25 protein-coding genes are annotated in these 22,518 nt (G+C 72.2%); 17 read left to right on the top strand and 8 right to left on the bottom strand.

Annotated elements, in window-relative coordinates; genetic code table 11:
* Position 1: 1 nt before the first annotated feature.
* Both bioD and A5700_RS13120 read left to right on the top strand, forming a co-directional pair.
* Positions 2 to 682, top strand: coding sequence for a dethiobiotin synthase (gene bioD, locus A5700_RS13125; RefSeq protein WP_068204786.1), 681 nt, complete (start codon positions 2 to 4; stop codon positions 680 to 682).
* On the top strand, positions 683 to 1,195 hold the full coding sequence (locus A5700_RS13120) for a 2'-5' RNA ligase family protein (RefSeq protein ID WP_068067019.1): 513 nt from the start codon (positions 683 to 685) through the stop codon (positions 1,193 to 1,195). It begins immediately after the preceding gene.
* Here the strand turns inward: A5700_RS13120 and A5700_RS13115 are convergent.
* The 4 genes from A5700_RS13115 to A5700_RS13100 all read right to left on the bottom strand — a co-directional run bounded on the left by A5700_RS13115 (position 1,192) and on the right by A5700_RS13100 (position 5,054).
* Positions 1,192 to 2,553 carry a hypothetical protein gene (locus tag A5700_RS13115; protein ID WP_068067016.1) on the bottom strand — a complete coding sequence of 454 codons (1,362 nt, stop codon included), beginning with the start codon at positions 2,551 to 2,553 and terminating at the stop codon, positions 1,192 to 1,194. The genes A5700_RS13120 and A5700_RS13115 overlap by 4 nt on opposite strands.
* Positions 2,550 to 2,918: a hypothetical protein gene (locus A5700_RS13110; protein WP_068067012.1), complete on the bottom strand. Its 369-nt coding sequence runs from the start codon at positions 2,916 to 2,918 to the stop codon at positions 2,550 to 2,552. The genes A5700_RS13115 and A5700_RS13110 overlap by 4 nt, the downstream gene beginning before the upstream one ends.
* A 3-nt stretch (positions 2,919 to 2,921) precedes the next feature.
* Complete coding sequence (locus A5700_RS13105) at positions 2,922 to 4,760, bottom strand: hypothetical protein (protein WP_068204784.1); 1,839 nt, start codon at positions 4,758 to 4,760, stop codon at positions 2,922 to 2,924.
* Positions 4,761 to 4,865: 105 nt separating this feature from the next.
* Positions 4,866 to 5,054, bottom strand: coding sequence for a hypothetical protein (locus A5700_RS13100; RefSeq protein WP_068067006.1), 189 nt, complete (start codon positions 5,052 to 5,054; stop codon positions 4,866 to 4,868).
* Between the two features lie 135 nt (positions 5,055 to 5,189).
* Here A5700_RS13100 and bioB point away from each other — a divergent pair, with 135 nt between their 5' ends.
* The 3 genes from bioB to A5700_RS13085 are packed head-to-tail and all read left to right on the top strand — an operon-like array spanning position 5,190 to position 7,126.
* A complete protein-coding gene (gene bioB, locus A5700_RS13095) occupies positions 5,190 to 6,224 on the top strand; it encodes a biotin synthase BioB (RefSeq protein ID WP_068067003.1) in 1,035 nt (344 codons plus the stop codon).
* Positions 6,225 to 6,254: 30 nt separating this feature from the next.
* A complete protein-coding gene (locus A5700_RS13090) occupies positions 6,255 to 6,482 on the top strand; it encodes a hypothetical protein (RefSeq protein ID WP_068067000.1) in 228 nt (75 codons plus the stop codon).
* Positions 6,479 to 7,126 carry a DUF2567 domain-containing protein gene (locus A5700_RS13085; protein WP_068066997.1) on the top strand — a complete coding sequence of 216 codons (648 nt, stop codon included), beginning with the start codon at positions 6,479 to 6,481 and terminating at the stop codon, positions 7,124 to 7,126. The genes A5700_RS13090 and A5700_RS13085 overlap by 4 nt, the downstream gene beginning before the upstream one ends.
* On the opposite strand, the gene A5700_RS13080 is transcribed toward A5700_RS13085, so the two are convergent.
* Together A5700_RS13080 and A5700_RS13075 are read right to left on the bottom strand one after the other, a co-directional pair.
* Positions 7,121 to 8,461 (bottom strand): lipase family protein, encoded by a 1,341-nt coding sequence (locus A5700_RS13080; protein ID WP_068066995.1) that lies wholly within the window; start codon positions 8,459 to 8,461, stop codon positions 7,121 to 7,123. The two genes, A5700_RS13085 and A5700_RS13080, sit on opposite strands and share 6 nt — an antisense overlap.
* Before the next feature lie 171 nt (positions 8,462 to 8,632).
* A complete protein-coding gene (locus tag A5700_RS13075) occupies positions 8,633 to 9,364 on the bottom strand; it encodes an NUDIX domain-containing protein (protein WP_068066992.1) in 732 nt (243 codons plus the stop codon).
* Positions 9,365 to 9,428: 64 nt separating this feature from the next.
* On the opposite strand from A5700_RS13075, the gene nadA reads away from it, so the two are divergent.
* From nadA to nadC, 3 genes are read left to right on the top strand one after another with little or no spacing between them, the layout of a single operon-like run.
* Entirely contained in the window at positions 9,429 to 10,460 is a 1,032-nt protein-coding gene (gene nadA / locus A5700_RS13070; RefSeq protein WP_369828269.1) for a quinolinate synthase NadA, read from the top strand.
* Positions 10,457 to 12,055: an L-aspartate oxidase gene (locus A5700_RS13065; protein WP_068066987.1), complete on the top strand. Its 1,599-nt coding sequence runs from the start codon at positions 10,457 to 10,459 to the stop codon at positions 12,053 to 12,055. The genes nadA and A5700_RS13065 overlap by 4 nt, the downstream gene beginning before the upstream one ends.
* Complete coding sequence (gene nadC / locus A5700_RS13060; protein WP_068204782.1) at positions 12,049 to 12,900, top strand: carboxylating nicotinate-nucleotide diphosphorylase; 852 nt, start codon at positions 12,049 to 12,051, stop codon at positions 12,898 to 12,900. Before A5700_RS13065 ends, nadC begins: the two co-directional genes overlap by 7 nt.
* A 23-nt stretch (positions 12,901 to 12,923) precedes the next feature.
* Here nadC and A5700_RS13055 read toward each other — a convergent pair whose 3' ends face one another.
* Complete coding sequence (locus A5700_RS13055) at positions 12,924 to 13,337, bottom strand: nitroreductase family deazaflavin-dependent oxidoreductase (protein WP_068066981.1); 414 nt, start codon at positions 13,335 to 13,337, stop codon at positions 12,924 to 12,926.
* A 108-nt stretch (positions 13,338 to 13,445) separates the two neighbouring features.
* On the opposite strand from A5700_RS13055, the gene hisD reads away from it, so the two are divergent.
* Genes hisD through hisI form a run of 8 tightly spaced genes read left to right on the top strand, consistent with a single transcriptional unit; the run spans position 13,446 to position 19,847 of the window.
* Entirely contained in the window at positions 13,446 to 14,792 is a 1,347-nt protein-coding gene (gene hisD / locus A5700_RS13050) for a histidinol dehydrogenase (RefSeq protein ID WP_068066978.1), read from the top strand.
* On the top strand, positions 14,789 to 15,925 hold the full coding sequence (locus tag A5700_RS13045) for a histidinol-phosphate transaminase (protein ID WP_068066974.1): 1,137 nt from the start codon (positions 14,789 to 14,791) through the stop codon (positions 15,923 to 15,925). The genes hisD and A5700_RS13045 overlap by 4 nt, the downstream gene beginning before the upstream one ends.
* A complete protein-coding gene (gene hisB / locus A5700_RS13040; RefSeq protein WP_068066972.1) occupies positions 15,922 to 16,548 on the top strand; it encodes an imidazoleglycerol-phosphate dehydratase HisB in 627 nt (208 codons plus the stop codon). The genes A5700_RS13045 and hisB overlap by 4 nt, the downstream gene beginning before the upstream one ends.
* Positions 16,545 to 17,165 carry an imidazole glycerol phosphate synthase subunit HisH gene (hisH, locus tag A5700_RS13035; RefSeq protein ID WP_068066967.1) on the top strand — a complete coding sequence of 207 codons (621 nt, stop codon included), beginning with the start codon at positions 16,545 to 16,547 and terminating at the stop codon, positions 17,163 to 17,165. Before hisB ends, hisH begins: the two co-directional genes overlap by 4 nt.
* Positions 17,165 to 17,911: a bifunctional 1-(5-phosphoribosyl)-5-((5-phosphoribosylamino)methylideneamino)imidazole-4-carboxamide isomerase/phosphoribosylanthranilate isomerase PriA gene (gene priA, locus A5700_RS13030; protein ID WP_068066962.1), complete on the top strand. Its 747-nt coding sequence runs from the start codon at positions 17,165 to 17,167 to the stop codon at positions 17,909 to 17,911. The genes hisH and priA overlap by 1 nt, the downstream gene beginning before the upstream one ends.
* A 4-nt stretch (positions 17,912 to 17,915) precedes the next feature.
* Positions 17,916 to 18,716, top strand: coding sequence for an inositol monophosphatase family protein (locus A5700_RS13025; RefSeq protein WP_068066960.1), 801 nt, complete (start codon positions 17,916 to 17,918; stop codon positions 18,714 to 18,716).
* Position 18,717: 1 nt separating this feature from the next.
* Positions 18,718 to 19,503, top strand: coding sequence for an imidazole glycerol phosphate synthase subunit HisF (hisF, locus tag A5700_RS13020; RefSeq protein ID WP_068066959.1), 786 nt, complete (start codon positions 18,718 to 18,720; stop codon positions 19,501 to 19,503).
* Complete coding sequence (hisI, locus tag A5700_RS13015) at positions 19,500 to 19,847, top strand: phosphoribosyl-AMP cyclohydrolase (protein WP_068066955.1); 348 nt, start codon at positions 19,500 to 19,502, stop codon at positions 19,845 to 19,847. Before hisF ends, hisI begins: the two co-directional genes overlap by 4 nt.
* Here hisI and A5700_RS13010 read toward each other — a convergent pair.
* Entirely contained in the window at positions 19,844 to 21,337 is a 1,494-nt protein-coding gene (locus tag A5700_RS13010) for a serine/threonine-protein kinase (protein ID WP_068066953.1), read from the bottom strand. The two genes, hisI and A5700_RS13010, sit on opposite strands and share 4 nt — an antisense overlap.
* Before the next feature lie 77 nt (positions 21,338 to 21,414).
* Between A5700_RS13010 and A5700_RS13005 the strand changes: the two genes are divergently transcribed.
* The gene (locus A5700_RS13005; RefSeq protein WP_068066951.1) at positions 21,415 to 22,509 is read left to right on the top strand and encodes a calcium:proton antiporter; all 1,095 of its coding nucleotides are present in this window, start codon (positions 21,415 to 21,417) and stop codon (positions 22,507 to 22,509) included.
* The last annotated feature ends 9 nt before the right edge of the window (positions 22,510 to 22,518 follow it).

Raw genomic sequence — 22,518 nt, 5'->3', positions numbered from 1 at the left:
GTTGACCGTCGTGGCCGTCACCGGCACCGGCACCGGGGTGGGTAAGACGGTCGCCACCGCGGCGCTGGCCTGTCACGCCCGGCTGGCCGGGCTGGACGTGGCGGTGTGCAAGCCGGTGCAGACCGGCACCGCCGACGGCGACGACGACCTCGCCGAGGTGGCCCGCCTGTCCGGGGTGACCGCGCTGGCCGGGTTGGCCCGCTACCCACAGCCGCTCGCTCCGGCCGCCGCGGCCGAGCGCGCCGGGGCGGCGCTGCCCACCGGCGAGCAGCTGCTGCGCCTGATCCGCGAGCTGGACCGGCCGGGCCGGCTGACGCTGGTCGAGGGTGCCGGCGGGTTGCTGGTCGAGCTCGCGGCCGCCGGCGTCACACTGCGCGACCTCGCCGCCGAGCTGGCCGCCGCCGCCGTGGTGGTGGCCGGCCCCGGGTTGGGCACCCTCAACCACACCGCGCTGACGCTGGAGGCCCTTGCCGCGCGCGGTGTTGCGTGCGCCGGGCTGGTCATCGGAAGCTGGCCGGCGGCGCCCGGGCCCGCCGAGACGTCGAATCGCCCGGCGCTGGCCCGGCTGGCCGCGTTGCGGGCCGCGCTGCCCGCGGGCGCCGGCTCGCTGGACGCCGCCGCGGACGCCGAGGTGGCCGCCGCCGCCTTCGACCCCGCCTGGGTCGCGAGCCTGGTCGCCTGAATGGTGCACTCGATCGAGCTGCTCTTCGACCCCGATACCGAGGCGACGATCCGGGGCGTGTGGGAGGCGCTCGACGACGCGCCCGACGTCGTCAGCCAGACACCGGCCGGCCGCCCGCACGTGACGCTGGTGGTGGCCGAGCGCATCGGCGCGGCGGCGGACGCCGCGCTGCGGCCGCTGACCGGACGACTCCCGCTGCGCTGCACCGTCGGGGCGCCGGTGCTGCTCGGGCGCTCGCACGCCATCCTGGCCCGGCTGATCGTGCCGAGCGCCGACCTGCTCGCCCTGCACGTCGCGGCGCACGGTCTATCGGGCCCCCACCTGGAATCCGCGCCGGCCCCCAACACCCTGCCGGACCAGTGGACGCCGCACGTCACGCTCGCGCGTCGGGTCGCCGGTCCCACGCTGAGCGCCGCGGCGGGTGTCGCGGGGACCCCGCCGGCGTTCGAGGGCACCTTCGCCGCGCTGCGCCGGTGGGACGGCGACGCGAAAGTCGACTATCTGATCGGTTAGCCGCCGAACAACAGGTACAGGCCGGTGAAGGTGTAGGCGACCATGACCAGCATCATGGTGAGCTGCCCGGTCAGCTGGTGGCCCTTGGGGAGCAGCCGCAACGCCTTGTCGTGCGCCGCGATCACGGCCACGATGTGCCCGGTGACCACGCAGGTCACCTTGACGGCGGCCAGCACCGGCGGGTGCAGCGAGAGCACGTAGGCCACGTGGGAGTGCGCCAGCCCCAACACGTTCCAGCCGCGGCCGAACGGGTCGGCGAGCGCGATCACGGCCTGCTGACCGCGCTCGACCAGGTAGGACAGGTAGTGGGCGAAGATGTAGCCCACCACGATCGGGATCAGCGAATGCGCCATCTCCCCGGGCAGCGCGCGGCGCTGCGCGCGGTCGACGCCGCCGGTCGCCCGGGCCGCGCCCGAGAAGGTGAGGGCGACGACCGCGACGAACACGAGCAGGCCGACCGTCCGCAGCACCGACGACGCCACGGCGGGCGGCATGCCCAGGCCCCGCCCGGCCCCGTCGGCGAAGCCCCGCCAGGTCGGCGAGGAGGAGAAACTGTCGAACGCGGTGGAGCCCAGCAACACCGCCAGCAGCACCACGACGCCGGGCCGGACCGGCAGCGACGGCAGGTGGTCGAGCGGATTGCCCAAGGCGATCATCCCGGTCTCCCGGTTGCGGCGAAACGCCGAAAGCCGCGACACCGCGACGCTGTAGACGCCGAACGGGTCGGCCCGCGCCAGCCAGCGCTGCCCGCACAGCCAGGCCCCGACCAACATCGCCAGCGCGTAGACCAACAGCCAGCCGCGGACCCAGGGCAGCGACGCCGAGTTGGGGCTGGCCAACTCCATCCACACGAACGCGAACAGACCTAGCGCGGCCGGCCGGTAACCCCAGGCCTCGGGATAGCCGAGCCGCGGCCGGCCCAGCCGCTCGCCGACGGCGCGGCGCAGCAGCACATACACCGTGCGAATCGGGGAGATCACCCGCCAAACCGGGCCCGCCACCAGCGACAGCGCCACCAACCCGACCCACAGCAGCACGTAGAACACGCCGAGCAGGGCGTTGGCCTCCGAGTCGGGGCCCCACACCCCGGCGGCCACCGCCCAGCCGGCCACCAGCAGCGCCAGTCCGGCGGCGGTCCAGCGGGTCGCCGGGGCGTCGACCACCCGCGTCAGCGCCGGCAGCTCCCGCCCCGGCTTCGCGGGATCGAACCTTGGCCGTTTCCACGCGAAGGCCACCAGGGCGAAGGTGAACGTCAACGCCCACGCCGCGCCGACCATCGCGTAGGCGTAGGGCACCGGAAGGTCACCCGAGCCGCCGAGGCCGTGCGCGACCAGGACGGTCGCGCCGGCACCGCTCACGGTTGGACTTGGATGGTCGCGATGGTGCGGTTCAGGTGGTGCAGCTCGACCTCGACGTTGCCCGGGACGCCGACCGAGAACTGGAAGCTCTGGTTGGGCGCCGCGGCCACCGGGAACTTGTGGTCGGGCGTCGAGTGCACATGCAACTCGTCGGTCGCGTCGCTGGTCACGTGCAGGGTGATCTGCTGGTTCACCTTGGCCTGCAGCGTCGCGTTGGTGGGGGTGACCTGGCCGTTGGCGATGGTGACGTTGATGTCCAGGCCGGCCGCGGCCGGCTGCCCGGGTGACGATTTACCGCCGCAGGCGACCAGGGCGCACACCAGCGCCACCACCCACGCCGCGACCAGGGTGCTGCGAGCTCGCATCGGTCACGCCGCCTGGGGGGTGCCGGGCATCGGCTGCTTGGCCTCCACCGGTTCGGGCGCTTCGTCGGCGTTGTTGAGGCGACCCGCGCCCCAGGTCAACGCGGAGATCACCATCAGCGTGAAGATCAACACCACGATGCCCCCGGCGGTGAACAGCCAAGCCGGCGCGCTCTGGTCACGTTCGCGCTGCAGGATCGTCACCTCCAGGACGAACGGCCGGGTGCTGGACGCCAGCGCGGGCACCTCGGGCGCCGGGATGGCGTCGTCGGCCGGCTCCCAGATGGGCACCGCCGTCATGGTGCGGCCGTCCTGCACCCGCAGCAGCGTCTTCCATTCGCCCCACACCGGTACGGGCTGGGTCGACCGGTAGTGCCCCGGCCCGACCTTGGCGAGGCGGTCGATCGTCAAACCGCGGTGGTTCTGCATGCGCCCCTGCCAGGACAGGATGGTCAGCCAATCCGGGTTGTCGCTGACGAACGCGGGATTGAGCTGGACGTCGGCCGACACCATCCGCTGGTCGGGCGCGCTGGGCAGGTCCGTCAGCGTGACCGTGGCGGTGTTCTGGCTCGGCACGGTGATGTGCAGCCCGTTGGCCACCGCGCCGCCGATCACCAGCACCGTCAGCGTGACCACCGCGATGCCGAGCCGGCGGCCAGGAAGGCGTTGCCCGGTCAGCACCATGCCGAACATGGCGCCGCACATGCCGGTGAGCACGGCTACCGGCACCGCCGTCACCAGGGCCTCGGCCCACATGCTCGTCGGCCACGGGTAGTGGTAGACGGCCCCGATCCACAGCGATTCCAGCCACAGCCCCGCCGTCCCGACCGCCAGGCCCGAGACGGCGCCGAAGAGCACCGGCCGCGCGAACAGTGGGGTGAGCGCCACGAGCTCGACGACCAGGGCCGGGCCCAGGTAGAGCGGGAACCAGTTGATCGGGGCACCGAGGATGGGGCCGACCAGCAGCGCGACGCCGCCGCGCAGCGCGATCGCGAAGATGGCCGCGATGATCGCGGCGCCGCGGCCCATGGTGACGCGGGCGGCGACGGCCGCCAGGGCGGCGGCCGCGGCGATCAGCATCGGCTGGAACACCAGCCGGAACTGGGGCACGCCGAAGTCGAATTCGATCTGATAGACGGACAGGCCGATGAACAGGCCGCCGAAGGACAGGTAGCGCAGAAAGGTGATGAACGCGCCGTGGGTCACCTCGTCGCCGTCGTGCGCCTCGCCCTCCCGTTCGAGCATGAGCACCGCGAACAGGGAGAAGCAGGCCCCACCGATCATCATCAGATGCGTGGGACCCCAGAGCGTCACGTCCTGGCCGAAGATGCGGTGCCAGATGTCGTCGAGCGGAAACCCGATCATCGCGTAGAGCCCGCAGCCGGCCATCAACACGCCGCCGACGGGGGCGTGCCAGTTGCGCGTGATGCGCACCGCCGCCGGTCCGGGCTTGTCGAAGGGCAGCACGATCGACGTCAGGCCGCCCAGGAACACCCCGAACAACCCGATGATGATGAAGTAGTGCGCCGGGTTTGCCAGCGGTCCGGGATCCCGGCCGTTGCCGATGTGCCAGCTGACGTCCCAGATGAACCCGAACAGGGCGCAGATGATCGACGTGGTGAAGATCAGGACCGGCAGCGCCACCCAGTTGGGCCGGTGGAACTTCTCGCCCAACTTGTCGGCAAGGCGGGTCAGCCACTGGATGCGGTGCGTGCGGTGCGCATGGCCGATCCACAGCAACGCCAGCGTGATCACGAACGCGGCTATCGAAAGCCCGATCACCTGGTTCAGTCCGGCGCCCCGTGCCGGTGGTGCGGCGAGAAGCGTCAACCCCGTCGACTCCATCGTTGTGCCCTCCAACTCGCGCGGTTCAGTGAACAGCAACTTACTCTTCAGTAAGTTAGGAATCCAGTAGCTGATCGCGGAATGCCCCGCCGGGCGTGTCGTCAATCACCCTTTCTCGTCGCCGACCGAGCGGGTGGGCTCGGGACCGCCCGCCGCCTCGTCGCCGTCACCGGCGCGACGGTCTTTGAGAGCGACGTAGAGGATCACGCCGACGACGATGACGGCCGGCAGGAACGCCGGAATCGCCAGCAGCAACATGTGGTGGGCTTCGTACTGGACGTGCACAGGAGTCATTGTGCTGACATACCCCGGCAGTCCCCACGATCAGCGGCCGCTACCCTACTTTGAACACTTTTATTCAGGCTGCCACCACGATGGGGCAGGGGCGGCCGCGCGCGCGGCCGCAACACAGATGCAGGGGAGTACCTGGTGACTCAAGCGGCAACTCGACCGACGACCGGCGCCCACGACGCAGACATCCTGGCGGTGTCCAGGGAGCAGGTGCTCGAGCGTGGCGAGGGGTTGCATCGCGAGCAGGTCCTGCGGGTGCTCCAGCTGCCCGACGAGCGGCTCGACGACCTGCTGGCGCTCGCCCACGAGGTCCGGATGCGCTGGTGCGGCCCCGAGGTCGAGGTCGAGGGCATCATCAGCCTCAAAACCGGCGGGTGTCCCGAGGACTGCCACTTCTGCTCGCAGTCGGGGCTGTTCGCCTCGCCGGTACGCAGCGCGCGGCTCGACATCCCCAGCCTGGTCGAGGCGGCCAAGCAGACCGCCAAGTCCGGCGCGACGGAGTTCTGCATCGTGGCCGCGGTGCGCGGCCCCGACGAGCGGCTGCTGGCCCAGGTCGCGGCCGGCATCGAGGCGATCCGCAACGAGGTCGAGATCAACATCGCCTGCTCGCTGGGCATGCTGACGCCCGAGCAGGTCGAGCAGCTCGCCGCGATGGGCGTGCACCGCTACAACCACAACCTGGAGACCGCCCGCTCGTTCTTCACCAACGTCGTCACCACCCACACCTGGGAGGAGCGCTGGGACACGCTGTCGATGGTCCGCGACGCCGGCATGGAGGTGTGCTGCGGCGGCATCCTCGGCATGGGCGAGACGCTCGAGCAGCGCGCGGAGTTCGCGGCGGAGCTGGCCGAACTGGGCCCGGACGAGGTGCCGCTGAACTTCCTCAACCCGCGGCCCGGAACGCCGTTCGGCGACCTGGAGGTGCTGCCGGCGTCCGAGGCGCTGAAGTCGGTCGCCGCGTTCCGGCTGGCGTTGCCGCGCACCATGCTGCGCTTCGCCGGCGGCCGCGAGATCACGCTCGGCGACCTGGGCGCCAAGAAGGGCATCCTGGGCGGCATCAACGCGGTCATCGTGGGGAACTACCTGACCACGCTCGGCCGCCCCGCCGAGGCCGACCTGGAGTTGCTCGACGACCTGCAGATGCCGCTCAAGGCGCTCAATGCGAGCCTGTAGCCGCGTCCGACGCGGCTAGGCGGCGCGCTCGTGGTCGGTAATTCGGGCGCCCCGGTGCGTGCCGGGGTCTACAACGTCTACACCGGGGAATTGGGGGGCAGCGCGGTGCCGACAGCCGCCCAGCTGGGTCTCGAACCGCCCCGGTTCTGCGCCGAGTGCGGGCGCCGGATGGTGGTACAGGTGCGCCCCGACGGCTGGCGGGCGCGGTGTTCGCGGCACGGCGAGGTCGATTCCGCCGATCTGGAGGCGCAGCGGTGACCGAGCTAGCGGCGCCGGCGGCCACGCCGCGGTCGGCCCGCGCCCGCGCGATCGCCGTCACGGGGCTGGGCTCGGCGGCGTCGGGGCTGCTCGTCGGGGCGCTGTGGGCCGGGATCGCCCCGCCGATCGGCGCCGTGGTCGCGCTCACCCGCCAGGGGGAGCGGGTGCACGACTACCTGGGCAACGAATCCGAGCACTTCTTCGACGCGCCCTGCCTGATGCTGGGGCTGCTCACCGCGTTGGCGGTGGTGTCGGCCGTCCTGGTGTGGCAGTGGCGGGCGCACCGCGGCCCGGGCATGCTCGTCGCGCTGTCGGTGGGGATGGTCGCCGCCGCGGCCGTCGCCACGGCCGTGGGCGCGGCGCTGGTTCGCCTCCGCTACGGGGCGTTGGACTTCGACGCGGTCCCCCTGGTCGGCAAGCCCTCGGTGGCTTACGTGACGCAGGCGCCGCCGGTGCTATTCGCGCGGGGGATGCTGCACATCGCCTTGACGTTGGTGTGGCCGGGTGGCATCGCCGCGTTGGTGTACGCGGCGTTGGCGGCGGCGGACGCCCGCGACGACCTGGGGGCGCTGCGGATGGTCGACGAGCCGGAGCACGCGCTGCCGGCGGCGCCCGGGGGCGCTACCGGGGCGAGCGTCTTATAGCGGACGGCGGCCGATTCTGCGGCCGGTGAGCACCTTGGCCGCGATCCTGGCCAGGCGCGCCATGCCGACGTAGGTCATCGGATTGAACATGGTCGGCCACGTGGTGCGGACCAGGTGCTCGGTGAGCGGCCGACCCTCGAACCGGTCGGTGAGCCAACGCAACGTCATCGGTGCCGACAGCGGGTGCAGCAGCATGTGCTCGTTGAACGCGTCGCGGTGGTAAGTGACCTTCGCGCCGCCGGCCGAATACGCGTCGGCGAGCACGTCGATGTCGTGCACGTCGATCAGGTAGTCGTGCACGGCCTGCACGATCAGCACCGGGGGTGTGGGGACCGCGGCGCCCAGTTTGATGTGGTCGAAGACGTACGTGATCTCCGGGGTGGACAGGATCTGCTCGAGCGGCTCGTCGAGGTAGTCGCCCATGTTCTTGCCGGCCATCCGGATGACGGCCTCCACGGTGGTCATCTTTTCCAGCGAGTCGAGCAGGGCGCGGCCCTCTTCGTTGGAGTGCTCGCGGATCACCCGGTCCAGGTCCGGGTAGATGTGGGCGAGGGCCGCGACGACCAGGGCCGGAAGGCCGGACAGGAAGCTGCCGTTGAGCCGGCGGAACGTGTTGCCCAGGTCGCCGACGGGGGAGCCGAGCACCGCCCCGACGATGCCCAGCTCGGGCGCGTAATCGGCGCACATCTCGGCCGCCCACGCGCTGGCCAGCCCGCCGCCCGAGTAACCCCACAGCCCGACGGGCGCCGACGGCGACAGGCCCAGACGCTCGGAGCTCAGCGCGGCCCTGATTCCGTCCAGGACGCGGTAGCCGGGCTCGTACGGCGCGCCCCACAGGCCGCGCAGCCCCTCGTGGTCGGGCACCGACACCGCCCACCCCTCGGCGACGGCGGCGGTGATCAGGAAGAGTTCGAGCTGGCCGATGGCGCCGAGCGCCTTGGCGCGGCGCCGCAGCGCGTACGACGGGAAGCAGCGCGACGACACGGCGTCGATGGCGCATTGGTAGGACAGCACCGGGCAGGTGCGGCCGGGCACCAGATGGGCGGGGACGATCACCGTGGTCACCGTCGCCTCGGGCTCGCCGTTCATGTCCATCGTCCGGTACAGCAACTGGACGGCCTTGATGGGCTGCGGGATCAGGCCGAGGAAGGCCAGCTCGACGTCGCGGGACCGCAACACGGTGCCAGGTTCGGCGTGCTGATAACCCAGCGGGGGCTGGTAGAACGGGTCGTCCGAGGGCAGCAGCGGGCGGACCTTGCGCTGCAGTTCCTCGTGCGGGGGTCGGGCGATCCATTCCGCACCCTGCGTGCCTGCCAAGTTGCCGAGCTCAGCCATTGAGGCTCCCTTCGTGGCCAACCGGCATTGTCCCGTACGAACGGTAGGTAACCAAACGTCGTCGCCGCGGTGTGAGGCAGTTCTCGCCCACGCCGCGGAACGGCTGCCGGGGCCGGTCGATCGCGCGTCGCCCGACGACGCGTTTTGGGCAAGCCTAGCGGTCCGGCGGGCTCATCCGGGTCCCGGCGGCCCCGGCGGCCTCAGCGCGGCGAATTCGTCGGTGACCCGCAGGGCCGCGTCGGTGAAGCGGTACAGCGCGGCGGGGCGCCCCCCGCTGCGGCCGGACTGCGCGATGGTCCCGGTCTGGGTGATCACCCCGCGCCGCGCCAGCACGCGCTGCAGGTTGGTCGCGTCGACCTGGTAGCCGAGCGCGGCGCCGTAGATGTCGCGCAGCGTCGACAACGCGAATTCTCTTGGCGCCAGGGCGAATCCGATGTTCGTGTAGGACAGCTTGGCGATCAGCCGGGTGCGGGCGTGCGCCACCATCGGCCCGTGGTCGAAGGCCATCGGCGGCAGGCAGCTCACGGGGTGCCAGCGGGTGTCGGGCGGCAGTTCGGGGCTGGCGGGGGAGGGCACCAGGCCCAGGAAAGTGGAGGCGATCATCCGGGCGCCCGGCACCCGGTGCGGTTCGGAGAACACCGCCAGCTGTTCGAGGTGGGCCAGCTGCTTGAGGTCGACCTTCTCGGCCAGCTGGCGGCGCGCCGAGGTGGTCATGTCCTCGTCGGCGCGCAGCCGGCCGCCCGGCAGCGACCAGGCGCCGCGCTGCGGATCCTGGGCACGCTGCCATAACAGCACGTTCAGCTGCGGTTTCTGCGCCTGCGGCCCTCGCGTAACCTGCCCGGGCGCCTGGCGAACCTGGAACACGACCGCGAGGACTTCGTGCTCGGTGCTACCATGGGCCATGTTTTCGATTATAAGTCGAAAACCTCTCGGGCTGAAAGGAGCCGCCGTGACGGTTATGAATCGCATGGACACGCTCGCCGAAGACCTGATCGCCGACATCACCGACTCTGCCGCCGGCTACACCGGGGTGGACGGTGACGAGCAGTGGGCCGCCGAGGTCCGCCGGTTGGCGACGCTGCGCGGCGCCACGGTGCTCGCGCACAACTACCAGCTGCCCGCGATCCAGGACGTCGCCGACCACGTCGGGGACTCGCTGGCGCTGTCCCGGATCGCCGCCGAGGTGCCCGAGGACACCATCGTGTTCTGCGGCGTGCACTTCATGGCCGAGACCGCCAAAATCTTGAGTCCCGACAAGACGGTGCTTATCCCCGACCAGCGGGCCGGCTGCTCGCTGGCCGACTCCATCACCCCGGAGGAGCTCGCCGCCTGGAAGGACGAGCACCCCGGCGCGGTCGTCGTCTCCTACGTCAACACAACCGCGGCGGTCAAGGCGCTCACCGACATCTGCTGCACCTCCTCCAACGCGGTCGACGTCGTCGCGTCCATCGATCCCGACCGCGAGGTGTTGTTCTGCCCGGACCAGTTCCTCGGCGCCCACGTGCGCCGGGTGACGGGGCGCAGCAACCTCCACGTCTGGGCCGGTGAGTGCCACGTGCACGCCGGCATCAACGGCGACGAGCTGGCCGAGCAGGCGCGGGCCAACCCCGACGCCGAGCTGTACGTGCACCCCGAGTGCGGGTGCGCGACCTCGGCGTTGTACCTGGCCGGTGAGGGCGCCTTCCCGTCCGACCGGGTGAAGATCCTGTCCACCGGCGGCATGCTCGACGCGGCCCACTCCTCGCGGGCCCGCAAGGTGCTGGTCGCCACCGAGGTCGGCATGCTGCACCAATTGCGCAGGGCGGCACCACAAGTCGACTTCCGCGCGGTCAACGACCGCGCGTCGTGCAAGTACATGAAGATGATCACCCCCGCGGCGCTGCTGCGCTGCCTGGTCGAGGGCGCGGACGAGGTGCACGTGGACCCCGACGTCGCGGCGGCGGGCCGGCGCAGCGTCCAGCGCATGATCGAGATCGGCCAGCCGGGCGGTGGCGAATGATCACGCGTCCCGCGTGGACTGACGTCGCCGACGTCGTGGTGATCGGCACCGGCGTCGCGGGCCTGGCCGCCGCGCTGGCGGCGCACCGCGCCGGGCGCAGCGTCGTCGTGCTCAGCAAGGCCGACCAGCCGTACGGCGCGACCGCGACCCACTACGCGCAGGGCGGCATCGCGGTGGTGCTGCCCGACAACCCGGAAAACGACGACTCCATCGAGGCCCACGCCGCGGACACCGTGGTGGCCGGCGCCGGGTTGTGCGACCCGGAAGCCGTGTGCTCGATCGTCGCCGACGGCCACCGCGCGGTGGCCGAATTGGTCGGTGGCGGGGCCCGTTTCGACGAATCCGCGCCCGGCCGCTGGGCGCTGACCCGCGAGGGCGGCCACTCGCGGCGGCGCATCGTGCACGCCGGCGGTGACGCCACCGGCGCCGAGGTCCAGCGCGCGCTCGACCACGCCGCCCGCGCGCTGGACATCCGCATCGGCCACGTGGCGCTGCGGGTCCTGCACGACGGTGCGGCGGTCACCGGCGTCCTGGTGCGTAACCGGGACGGCTACGGGATCGTCAGCGCGCCGTCGGTGATCCTGGCCTCCGGCGGCCTCGGACATCTCTATGGCGCGACCACCAACCCCGAGGGCTCCACGGGCGACGGCATCGCGCTGGCGCTGTGGGCCGGGGTTGCGGTCAGCGACCTGGAGTTCATCCAGTTCCACCCGACCATGCTGTTCACCCCCGACGCCGCCGGTGGCCGGCGTCCGCTGGTGACCGAGGCCCTCCGCGGCGAGGGCGCCGTGCTGCTGGACCGTCAGGGCCATTCGGTCACGGCCGGCGTGCACCCGATGGGCGACCTGGCGCCGCGCGACGTCGTCGCGGCGGCCATCGACGCGCGCCTGAGGGCGACCGGCGACCCGTGCGTGTTCCTCGATGCGCGGCACATCACCGGCTTGGCCGCCCGGTTCCCGACCGTCACCACCGCGTGCCGGGCGGCGGGCATCGACCCGACCCGGCAGCCCATTCCCGTGGTGCCGGGCGCGCACTACAGCTGCGGCGGCGTCGTCACCGACGTGCACGGCCGCACCGAGCTGCCCGGCCTCTACGCGGCCGGGGAGGTGGCCCGCACCGGCCTGCACGGGGCCAACCGGTTGGCCTCCAACAGCCTGCTCGAGGGGCTGGTGGTGGGCGGGCGCGCCGGCACCGCCGCGGCCGAGCACGCCGCGGTGGCGGGCGGCCGCCGGGCGGTGCCGCCGGAGCCGCTCGTGCACACCGCCCCGGAGCGCGGCGAGCTTCAGCGGGCGATGAGCCGCGACGCCTCGGTGGTGCGCGAGGCCACCGGGCTGTGCCGGCTGGCCGGCACGCTGGCCGACGCCCCGGCGCGCGCCGTCGCGGGCCGCCGCGACTTCGAAGACGTCGCCCTGGCGGTGGCCGCGCGCGCGGTCACGGCCGCCGCCCTGGCCCGCACCGAGAGCCGGGGCTGCCACCACCGCGCCGACTACCCCGACGCCGCGCCCGAACACGCGCGCAGCACCGTGCTGCGGCTCGCCGAAGACCAGCACACCGTGCTGGTCGAGGCGCTCGCGGCGGTCGGCTCCCCATGCTGACCGAGGCGGAACGCAACGCCGCCCGGGACGCGATCCGGCGCGCGCTCGACGAGGACCTCTGTTACGGCCCCGACATCACCACGTCGGCGACGGTGCCCCCGGGCACCGTCGCGACCGCGTCGATGGTGCCGCGGGAGGCGGGCGTCATCGCCGGGATCGACGTGGCCCTGCTGGTGCTCGACGCCGTCCTGGCCGGCGGCTACGAGGTGCAGCACCGCGCCGAGGACGGCGCCCGGTTGCAGCCCGGCGAGCCGGCGCTGACCGTGCGGGCCGAGACGCGCGGTCTGTTGACGGCCGAGCGGACCATGCTGAACCTGGTCTGCCACCTGTCCGGGATTGCCACGGCGACCGCGGACTGGGTCGCGGCCGTGGACGGCACCAAGGCCAAGGTGCGCGACACCCGCAAGACGCTGCCCGGCCTGCGGGTACTGCAGAAGTACGCCGTTCGGGTGGGCGGCGGCGTCAACCACCGGATGGGGTTGGGCGACGCGGCGCTGATCAAGGACAACCACGTGGTGGCCGCGGGCTCGGTGGTCGGCGCGCTGCGCGCCGTGCGCGACGCCGCGCCCAGCCTGCCGTGCGAGGTGGAGGTCGACTCACTCGAGCAGCTGGACGAGGTGTTGCCCGAGAAGCCGGAGCTGGTGCTGCTGGACAACTTCCCGGTGTGGCAGACGCAGATGGCCGTGCAACGGCGCGACGCCCGCGCGCCCGGCGTGCTGCTCGAATCGTCGGGCGGGCTGAGCCTGGAGAACGCGGCCGCCTACGCCGGCACCGGGGTGGATTTTCTGGCCGTCGGGGCGCTGACGCACTCGGTGCGGGTGCTCGACGTCGGCCTGGACATGTAAGGCCGCGGCGGCTGGGTCCGCCGTCAGGCGATGTCGGCGACGAAGATGCCGATGCGGCGCAGCTGCAGCCGCGCGAGCCGCGGCAGGCCCGTACCGTCGGAGCCGGCCGGCAGGATTCGCGGGTTGGTGAGGTGCACCACGCGGTCGCGGCCGAGCTGCAGATCCGCCTCCCCGGCGGCCAGCACGTTCTTGACCCAATTGGTCTTGCCATGGCCCAGGGCGATGGCCAGCACGTTGCCCTTGCGGTACGGCGTGACGATGGTCTCGTAGGGCTTGCCGGACGTGCGGCCGCGGTGCTTGATGGTCGCGGTGCGGGGCAGAAACCGCACGAGCGGCTTCACCGCGGGGTTGAAGTACTTGATCTGGAAACGCTCGAACCACAGCGGGAACACCATCGGGGTCCCGGGGGCGTGGTTGGGGTGATCCTTGGCGGACATGGCGGCTCCCGAGGGGGTAACGCGGGCTAGGGGTGTCAGACGGCGTGTCAGACGGCGTGTCAGACGGCACTGTACCGGCCGGATATCGACTTGAGTTCCTCTGGGACAATGGACGACGTGAGCACCACTGGACCGTCGCCGATGGCCCGCATCGACTTGCGGGGCGTGGAGCTGACGGCTGCCCGGTTGCGGACGGCGCTGCCGCGTGGCGGCGCCGACGTGGAGGCCGTGCTGCCCCGCGTGCGCCCGATCGTGCAGGACGTCGCGGAGCGGGGCGCCGAGGCGGCCCTGGAGTACGGCGCGTCCTTCGACGGGGTGCGCCCCGCGGCCGTGCGGGTGGCCGACGCGGCGCTCGCCGACGCGCTGGCGGGCCTGGACGCCACCGTCGTCGACGCCCTGCGGGTGATGATCGAGCGCACCCGCGCGGTGCACGCCGACCAGCGCCGCACCGACGTCACGACCACCCTGGGCCCGGGCGCCACGGTCACCGAGCGCTGGGTGCCCGTCGAACGGGTCGGCCTGTACGTGCCGGGCGGCAACGCGGTGTACCCGTCCAGCGTGGTGATGAACGTCGTACCGGCGCAGGCCGCCGGGGTCGCTTCGCTGGTGGTGGCCACCCCGCCGCAGGCCCGATTCGGCGGGTTGCCGCACCCCACGATCCTGGCGGCGGCGCGCCTGCTGGGTGTCCACGAGGTGTGGGCCGTAGGCGGCGCGCAGGCGGTCGCGTTGCTGGCCTACGGCGGCACCGACACGGACGGGCGCGACCTGGCTCCCGTCGACATGATCACCGGACCCGGCAACATCTACGTCACGGCCGCCAAGCGCCTGTGCCGCTCGCGGGTGGGCATCGACGCCGAGGCGGGGCCGACGGAGATCGCGATCCTGGCCGATGGCACCGCCGATCCGGTACACGTGGCCGCCGACCTGATCAGTCAGGCCGAGCACGACGAGCTCGCGGGCAGCGTGCTCGTGACCCCCAGCGAGGACCTGGCCGCCGCCACCGAGGCGCAAGTGGCGGCGCAGCTGGGCACCACGGTGCACCGCGAGCGGGTCACGGCCGCGCTGGGGGGTCCGCAATCGGCGATCATCCTGGTCGACGACCTGGACGCCGGCGTCCGGGTGGTCAACGCCTACGCCGCCGAGCACCTCGAGATCCAGACCGTCGACGCCGCCACGGTCGCGGGCCGGATCACCGCGGCCGGCGCGATTTTCGTCGGCGCCTTCGCCCCGGTCAGCCTCGGCGACTACTGCGCCGGGTCCAACCACGTGCTGCCCACCGCGGGGAGCGCCCGCCACTCCAGCGGCCTGTCGGTGCAGACGTTCCTGCGCGGCATCCACGTGGTGGATTACACCGAGGCGGCCCTCAAAGACGTCTCCGGCCACGTGCTGGCGCTGGCCGAGGCCGAAGACCTGCCGGCGCACGGCGAGGCGGTACGGCGGAGGTTCGAGCGGTGACCGGGCAGCCCGCACCCGGCCTGGCCGACCTGCCGTTGCGTGACGACCTGCGCGGCAAATCGCCGTACGGCGCACCGCAATTGGTGGTGCCGGTGCGGCTGAACACCAACGAGAACCCGCACCCGCCCAGCAAGGCGCTGGTGGACGACGTGGTGCGTTCGGTCAGGGAGGCGGCCGCCGAGCTGCACCGCTACCCCGACCGCGACGCGGTGGCGCTGCGCACCGATTTGGCCGCCTACCTCAGCGTCCAGACCGGTGTCCCGTTGGGCGTCGAAAACCTCTGGGCGGCAAACGGTTCCAACGAGATACTGCAACAGCTGCTGCAGGCGTTCGGCGGGCCGGGCCGCACGGCCATCGGGTTCGTGCCGTCGTACTCGATGCACCCCATCATCTCCGATGCCACCCGCACCGAGTGGTTGCAGGCCGCGCGTGCCGACGACTTCGGGCTCGACGTGGCTGCGGCGGTCGCCGCGATCACCGAGCGCCGGCCCGACGTGGTGTTCGTGGCCAGCCCCAACAACCCGTCGGGCCAAAGTGTTTCGCTCGACGACCTGCGCCGGCTGCTCGACGTGGCGCCGGGCATCGTGATCGTCGACGAGGCCTACGGCGAATTCTCCGCGCAGCCCAGCGCGGTGCGACTGGTGGCGGACTACCCCACCAAGCTGATCGTGAGCCGGACCATGAGCAAGGCCTTTGCCTTCGCCGGGGGCCGGTTGGGCTACCTGATCGCCACGCCGGCCGTCATCGACGCGATGCTGCTGGTGCGGCTGCCGTATCACCTCTCGTGCGTCACCCAGGCCGCGGCCCGGGCGGCGCTGCGGCACGCCGACGACACCCTGGGCAGCGTGGCCACGCTGGTCGCCGAACGCGAGCGCGTCGCGGCGGCGTTGCGGCAGTTGGGTTTTCGGGTCATTCCCAGCGACGCCAACTTCGTGTTGTTCGGCGATTTCGCCGACGCGCCGGCCACCTGGCAGCGCTACCTCGACGCCGGCGTCCTGATCCGCGACGTCGGGATCCCCGGATACCTGCGCGTCACCACGGGCCTGGCCGCGGAGAACGACGCGTTCCTCGAGGCCAGCGCCCGGCTTGCCGCCACCGAACTGGCACCAGCCACCCCCGTAGGAGCACCGTGACCACCACCGACGTAGGAACGCGTCGCGCGCGCATCGAGCGCCGCACCAAGGAATCCGACATCGTCATCGAACTCGACCTCGACGGCACCGGGCAGGTCGACATCGACACCGGTGTGCCGTTCTACGACCACATGCTCACGGCGCTGGGCAGCCACGCCAGTTTCGATCTGACCGTGCACACCAGGGGTGACATCGAGATCGAGGGCCACCACACCATCGAGGACACCGCGATCGCGCTGGGCGCCGCGCTCGGGCAGGCGCTCGGCGACAAGCGGGGCATCCGCCGGTTCGGCGACGCGTTCATCCCGATGGACGAGACGCTGGCCCACGCCGCGGTCGACGTGTCCGGCCGGCCCTACTGCGTGCACAGCGGCGAGCCGGATCACCTGCAGCACACCACCATCGCGGGCAATTCGGTGCCGTATCACACCGTGATCAACCGGCACGTGTTCGAGTCGCTGGCCGCCAACGCCCGCATCGCGCTGCACGTGCGGGTGCTCTACGGCCGCGACCCGCACCACATCACGGAGGCCCAGTACAAGGCGGTGGCCCGCGCGTTGCGTCAGGCGGTCGAGCCCGACCCGCGGGTGTCCGGCGTGCCGTCCACCAAAGGTGTTCTGTGACGGCGAAATCGGTTGTCGTCCTGGATTACGGCTCGGGCAACCTGCGGTCGGCGCAGCGCGCCCTGGAACGCACCGGCGCGGCCGTCGAGGTGACCGCCGACGCCGGTGCCGCGGCGGCCGCCGACGGGCTGGTGGTGCCCGGCGTCGGCGCCTTCGAGGCGTGCATGACGGGCCTGCGCAAGATCGGCGGCGAGCGCATCATCGCCGAACGGGTCGCCGCGGGGCGCCCGGTGCTGGGCGTCTGCGTCGGGATGCAGATCCTGTTCGCCCGCGGCGTGGAGTTCAGCGTGGAGAGCACGGGGTGTGGCCAGTGGCCGGGCGCCGTCACGCGGCTCGACGCCCCGGTGATCCCGCACATGGGCTGGAACGTCGTCGAATCTGGGCCCGGCACAACCCTTTTCAAGGGCCTGGACGCGGACACCCGGTTTTATTTCGTGCACTCCTACGCCGCGCAGCGCTGGGAGGGGTCGCCCGACGCGGTGCTGACGTGGGCGACCCATCAGGCGCGTTTTCTGGCCGCCGTCGAGGACGGCCCGCTGTCGGCCACCCAGTTCCACCCGGAGAAGAGCGGGGACGCCGGAGCGGCCGTGTTGAGCAATTGGGTTGAGGGACTGTAATGGCACTGATTCTGTTACCGGCGGTCGACGTCGTCGACGGGCGCGCCGTGCGCCTGGTGCAAGGCAAGGCGGGCAGCGAGACCGAGTACGGCTCGGCGCTGGACGCCGCCCTGACGTGGCAGCGCGACGGGGCGGAGTGGATTCACCTGGTCGACCTGGACGCCGCGTTCGGCCGCGGCTCCAACCGCGAACTGCTCGCCGAGGTCGTCGGGAAGCTCGACGTGCAGGTGGAGCTGTCCGGCGGCATCCGCGACGACGACTCCCTGGCCGCGGCGTTGGCCACGGGCTGCGCGCGGGTGAACCTGGGCACGGCCGCGCTGGAGAACCCGCAATGGTGCGCCCGCGCGATCAGCGAGCACGGCGACAAGGTGGCCGTCGGCCTGGACGTGCAGATCGACAAGGACCACCCCGCCGGCACCCATCGGCTGCGCGGGCGCGGTTGGGAGACCGACGGCGGCGACCTCTGGGAGGTGCTGGAACGCCTTGACGGCGAAGGATGTTCGCGCTACGTGGTCACCGACGTCACCAAGGACGGCACACTGGGCGGCCCCAACTTGGAGTTGCTCGCCGCGGTCACGCGGCGCACCGGCGCGCCGGTGATCGCCTCCGGCGGGGTGTCCAGCCTGGACGACTTGCGCGCCATCGCCACCCTGACCGGCAGCGGGGTCGAGGGCGCCATCGTGGGCAAGGCCCTCTACGCCGGACGGTTCACGCTGCCGCAGGCGCTGGCCGCGGTCGGGGAGTAGCCGCATGGACCTGGACGCGTTGGTCAAGACGGCGTCGGCGATCCTCGACGACGCGGTGGAGCCGTTCGTCGCCGGGCACCGCGCCGATTCCGCGGTCCGCAAGAAGGGCAACGACTTCGCCACGGACGTCGACCTGGCCATCGAGCGGCAGGTGGTCGACGCGCTCGGCGAGTCCACCGGAATCGGCGTGCACGGCGAGGAATTCGGCGGCTCCGACGTCGACTCGGAGTGGGTGTGGGTGCTCGACCCGGTCGACGGCACCTTCAACTACGCGGCCGGGTCCCCGATGGCCGGCATCCTGTTGGGCCTGCTGCATGACGGCGAGCCGGTGGCCGGGCTGACCTGGCTGCCGTTCACCGGTCAGCGGTACACCGCCGTGGCGGGCGGACCCTTAGTCAAAAACGGTGTGCCGCAACCCGCGCTGGCCCCGATCGACCTGGGCGACGCCCTGGTCGGCGCGGGGTCGTTCAGCGCGGACGCGCGCGGCCGGTTCCCGGGGCGCTACCGCATCGCGGTCCTGGAGGAGCTGAGCCGAGTGTCGTCGCGGCTGCGCATGCACGGCTCGACCGGCATCGACCTCGCGTTCGTCGCCGACGGCATCCTCGGGGCGGCCGTCAGTTTCGGCGGGCACGTGTGGGACCACGCCGCCGGCGTGGCGCTCGTGCGCGCGGCGGGCGGCGTCGTCACCACCCTGGCGGGTGAGCAGTGGACCCCGGGATCGCAGTCCACGCTGGCCGCGGGCCCGGACGCCCACGCCCGGATCCTGGAGATCCTGCGCGGCATCGGCCGCCCGGAGGACTACTGAGATGTCCGCGGGTGACGGGCTGGCCGTGCGGGTGATTCCCTGCCTTGACGTCGACGGCGGCCGGGTGGTCAAGGGCGTCAACTTCGAAAACCTGCGTGACGCCGGCGATCCCGTGGAGCTGGCCGCCGCCTACGACGCCGAGGGCGCCGACGAGCTCACCTTCCTCGACGTCACCGCCTCGTCCTCGGGGCGGTCCACCATGCTCGACGTGGTGCGCCGCACCGCCGAACAGGTCTTCATCCCGCTCACGGTCGGCGGCGGTGTGCGCACCGTGGCCGACGTCGACGTGTTGTTGCGCGCGGGCGCCGACAAGGTGTCGATCAACACCGCCGCGATCGCCCGGCCCGAGCTGCTGGCCGAGATGGCCCGCCAGTTCGGCTCCCAATGCATCGTGCTGTCCGTCGACGCCCGAACGGTGCCGCCGGATTCGGTGCCGACACCGTCGGGGTGGGAGGTCACCACCCACGGCGGGCGGCGCGGCACCGGCATCGACGCCGTCGAATGGGCTTCGCGCGGAGCTGATTTGGGCGTCGGTGAGATCTTGCTGAACTCGATGGACGCCGACGGCACCAAAGCCGGTTTCGACCTGTCGATGCTGCAGGCGGTGCGGTCGGCGGTGACCGTGCCGGTGATCGCCAGCGGCGGCGCGGGGGCTGCCGAACACTTCGCACCCGCGGTCGCCGCGGGCGCCGACGCGGTGTTGGCGGCCAGCGTCTTCCACTTCCGCGAGCTCACCATCGGCCAGGTCAAGACAGCGATGGCCGAGAAGGGGATCACCGTCCGATGACGCTCGACCCGTCGATCGCGGCACGCCTGAAACGCAACGCCGACGGCCTGTTCACCGCGATCGTGCAGGAGCGCGGCAGCGGTGACGTGCTGATGGTGGCGTGGATGGACGACGACGCCCTGGCCCGCACCCTGGAAACCCGTGAGGCGACCTATTACTCACGCTCGCGCGCCCGGCAATGGATCAAGGGGCAGACGTCGGGGCACACCCAGCACGTGCACTCGGTGCGGCTGGACTGCGACGGCGACGCGGTGCTGCTGACCGTGGACCAGGTGGGCGGCGCCTGCCACACCGGGGATCACAGCTGCTTCGACGCCGACGTGTTGTTGGCGCCCGAGGGCTAGCCCGGCGTCATGTTGAGGCCCCGCGCGGCGGCGATCGCCGCCCGGGGCCATTCCCGCCGGGCGACGGCGGGGCCGATCCGGTCGCGGCGAATGGTCTCCACGTCGATACCGGTGCCGTTGATCGCCGCGCCGGGCACCCGAAACGAGAACGTCCGGTCCTCGGTGGCGACGGCCAGGATGGCGTCGGTCTCACCGAAACCGTTGGCGCGCATGGTGTCTTCGGCCCAGCGGAACGGCTTGAGGCCGCCGAAGTCTTTGACGTAGACCACCCACAGCCGGATGCCACGCCCGTCGCGCAGGGCGCCCAGCGCCCGCTCGACCTCGCGACGCTCGTCGGGACTCAACACCGCGGACCGGTCGGTGAGCTGCCCGGCGAGCCTGGCGGCGCCCGCGGGCGGCGCGGCGGTGGCCCCGCTGGGCCGCGGCGCCGCCGACTGCGCACCGCCGGCCGGTGACCCGCCGGCATGGGAGAGCAGGCGCACGCCCACGACCGCGCCGAGTCCCACCAGCGCCACGGCGACCAGCGCCGCCATCACGGTCGCGACGCCGCGCCGATTCCCGCGGCCGGCCGGCGCCCCCGTCGCGGTCGGCGAATCGTGTTGTGCGGCAATCACTTCCGTCGGCCCCGCGGCAACGTCCGTGGCGCCCGGGCGGCCGGCCAGCGCGGTCGCGAAGTCCGCGCACGAGGCGTAGCGCTCCTGCGGGTCCTTGGCGAGGGCCCGGGCGATCGCGGGATCGCAGTCCGCCAGGTCGGGTCGGCGCTCGCTGAGCCGCGGCGGCGGCGCGGACAGGTGCTGGCCGATGACGACCGCGGGGTTCGAGTTCTGAAACGGTGCGGCGCCGGTCAACAGTTGGTACGCGGTGCAGCCCAGCGCGTACTGGTCGGCGCGGGCATCCAGATCGGCGCCGCGCAGCTGCTCGGGCGCGCAGTAGGCGGTGGTGCCCACCAGCATGTTGGTGGCGGTCAGTCCGCTGATCTCGCCGAGCTCGCGCGCGATGCCGAAGTCGGCCAGCAGGATCCGCCGGTGCGGGGTGCCGTCGCCCAGCAAGATGTTGGCGGGTTTGACGTCGCGGTGCAGCAGCCCCCGGGCGTGGGCGTAGTCGAGCGCGTCGGCGACCGCGGCAATGATCTGCAGGACATCGGCTTTCGGCATGCCGGACGGATAACGGGTCCGCAGCAGCTCGGCCGCGCCGATGCCCTCCACGTAGTCCATCGACAGCCACAGCTGCCCGTCGTATTCGCCCCGGTCGTGAATGCCGACGATGTGCTCGTGGTACAGGCCGGCGGCCAGGTCGGCCTCCCGGTTGAACCGCTGCCGGAACTCGTCGTTGCCGGTGAGGTCGCCGGGCAGCACCTTCAGGGCGTCGCGGCGGGGCAGCCGCGGGTGCTGCGCCAGATACACCTGGCCCATGCCGCCGGCCCCCAAATGCCGCACGATCGTGTAACCAGCAAACACCTGTCCCGCCGTCAGGCCTTCGCTCGTGGGCATGTGAGCATGCTACTGAGGCGTTCGCCACGCGGCGCCGAAGAGGCGCGCCTCCACCACATCGAAGAGAATGGCGGGCGATGTCGAAATGGGTGTCCTGGACCGTCGTCGTGCCCGTACTGGCCGTGATCGTGTTGGCGTCGATCTGGGGCCGCGACCTGGGGCCCGTTTTGGTCGCGGTGGCCGCGGTGTTTCTCATCGGTGCCGTGCTGGCCGCGGTCCAGCACGCGGAGGTGGTCGCCCACCGGATCGGGGAGCCGTTCGGGTCGTTGGTGCTGGCGGCAGCGGTGACGATCATCGAGGTGGCCCTCATCGTCGAGCTGATGGCCTCCGGCGGCAACGAGGCCGCGACATTGGCCCGCGACACCGCGTTCGCCGCGCTGATGATCACCACCAACGGGATCGCCGGGCTGTCGTTGCTGCTCGGCTCCCGGCGCTACGGCGTCACCCTGTTCAACGCCGAGGGCAGCGGCGCCGCGCTGGCCACGCTCACCACGCTGGCGACGTTGAGCCTGGTGCTGCCGTCGTTCACCACGAGCGAGCCGGGCCGGGAGTTCTCGCCCGGGCAACTGGCGTTCGCCGCGGTCGCGTCGTTGCTGCTGTATCTGCTGTTCGTGTTCACGCAGACGGTGCGGCACCGCGACTTCTTCCTGCCCGTCGCCCAGAAGGGGCAGAAGAAGCGGATCTTCGAGGACGAGAGCCACGCCGACCCGCCGAGCAGGGGGGCGGCGCTGGCCAGCCTCGGCCTGCTGCTCGCGGCGCTGGGGGCGGTCGTCGGCCTGGCCGAGGTGGAGGCGCCGGCCCTGGAGCGGGCGGTGACGGCCGTGGGATTCCCGCAGTCGTTCGTCGGGGTGGTGATCGCGGCGCTGGTGCTGCTGCCCGAGACCCTGGCGGCGGTGCGCGCCGCGCGGCAGGGCCGCATCCAGATCAGCCTGAACCTGGCCTACGGCTCCGCGCTGGCCAGCATCGGGCTGACGATCCCGACGATCGCGCTGGCGTCGGTGTGGCTGAAAGGTCCGCTGCTGCTGGGCCTGGGGCCGGTGCAGCTGGTCCTGCTGGCGTTGACGGTCGTGACCAGCATGCTCACCGTCGTTCCCGGGCGGGCCACCCGGCTGCAGGGGGAGGTGCACGTGGTGTTGCTGGCCGCCTACGTCTTCCTGGCGATCAGCCCGTGACGCGTCGGC

The organism is Mycobacterium sp. E1214 (assembly GCF_001666755.1).
In the GTDB taxonomy this organism is placed as follows: domain Bacteria; phylum Actinomycetota; class Actinomycetes; order Mycobacteriales; family Mycobacteriaceae; genus Mycobacterium.
Note: the sequence above shows the minus strand (reverse complement) of the source record. Positions and strands in the feature narration are given on the sequence as shown.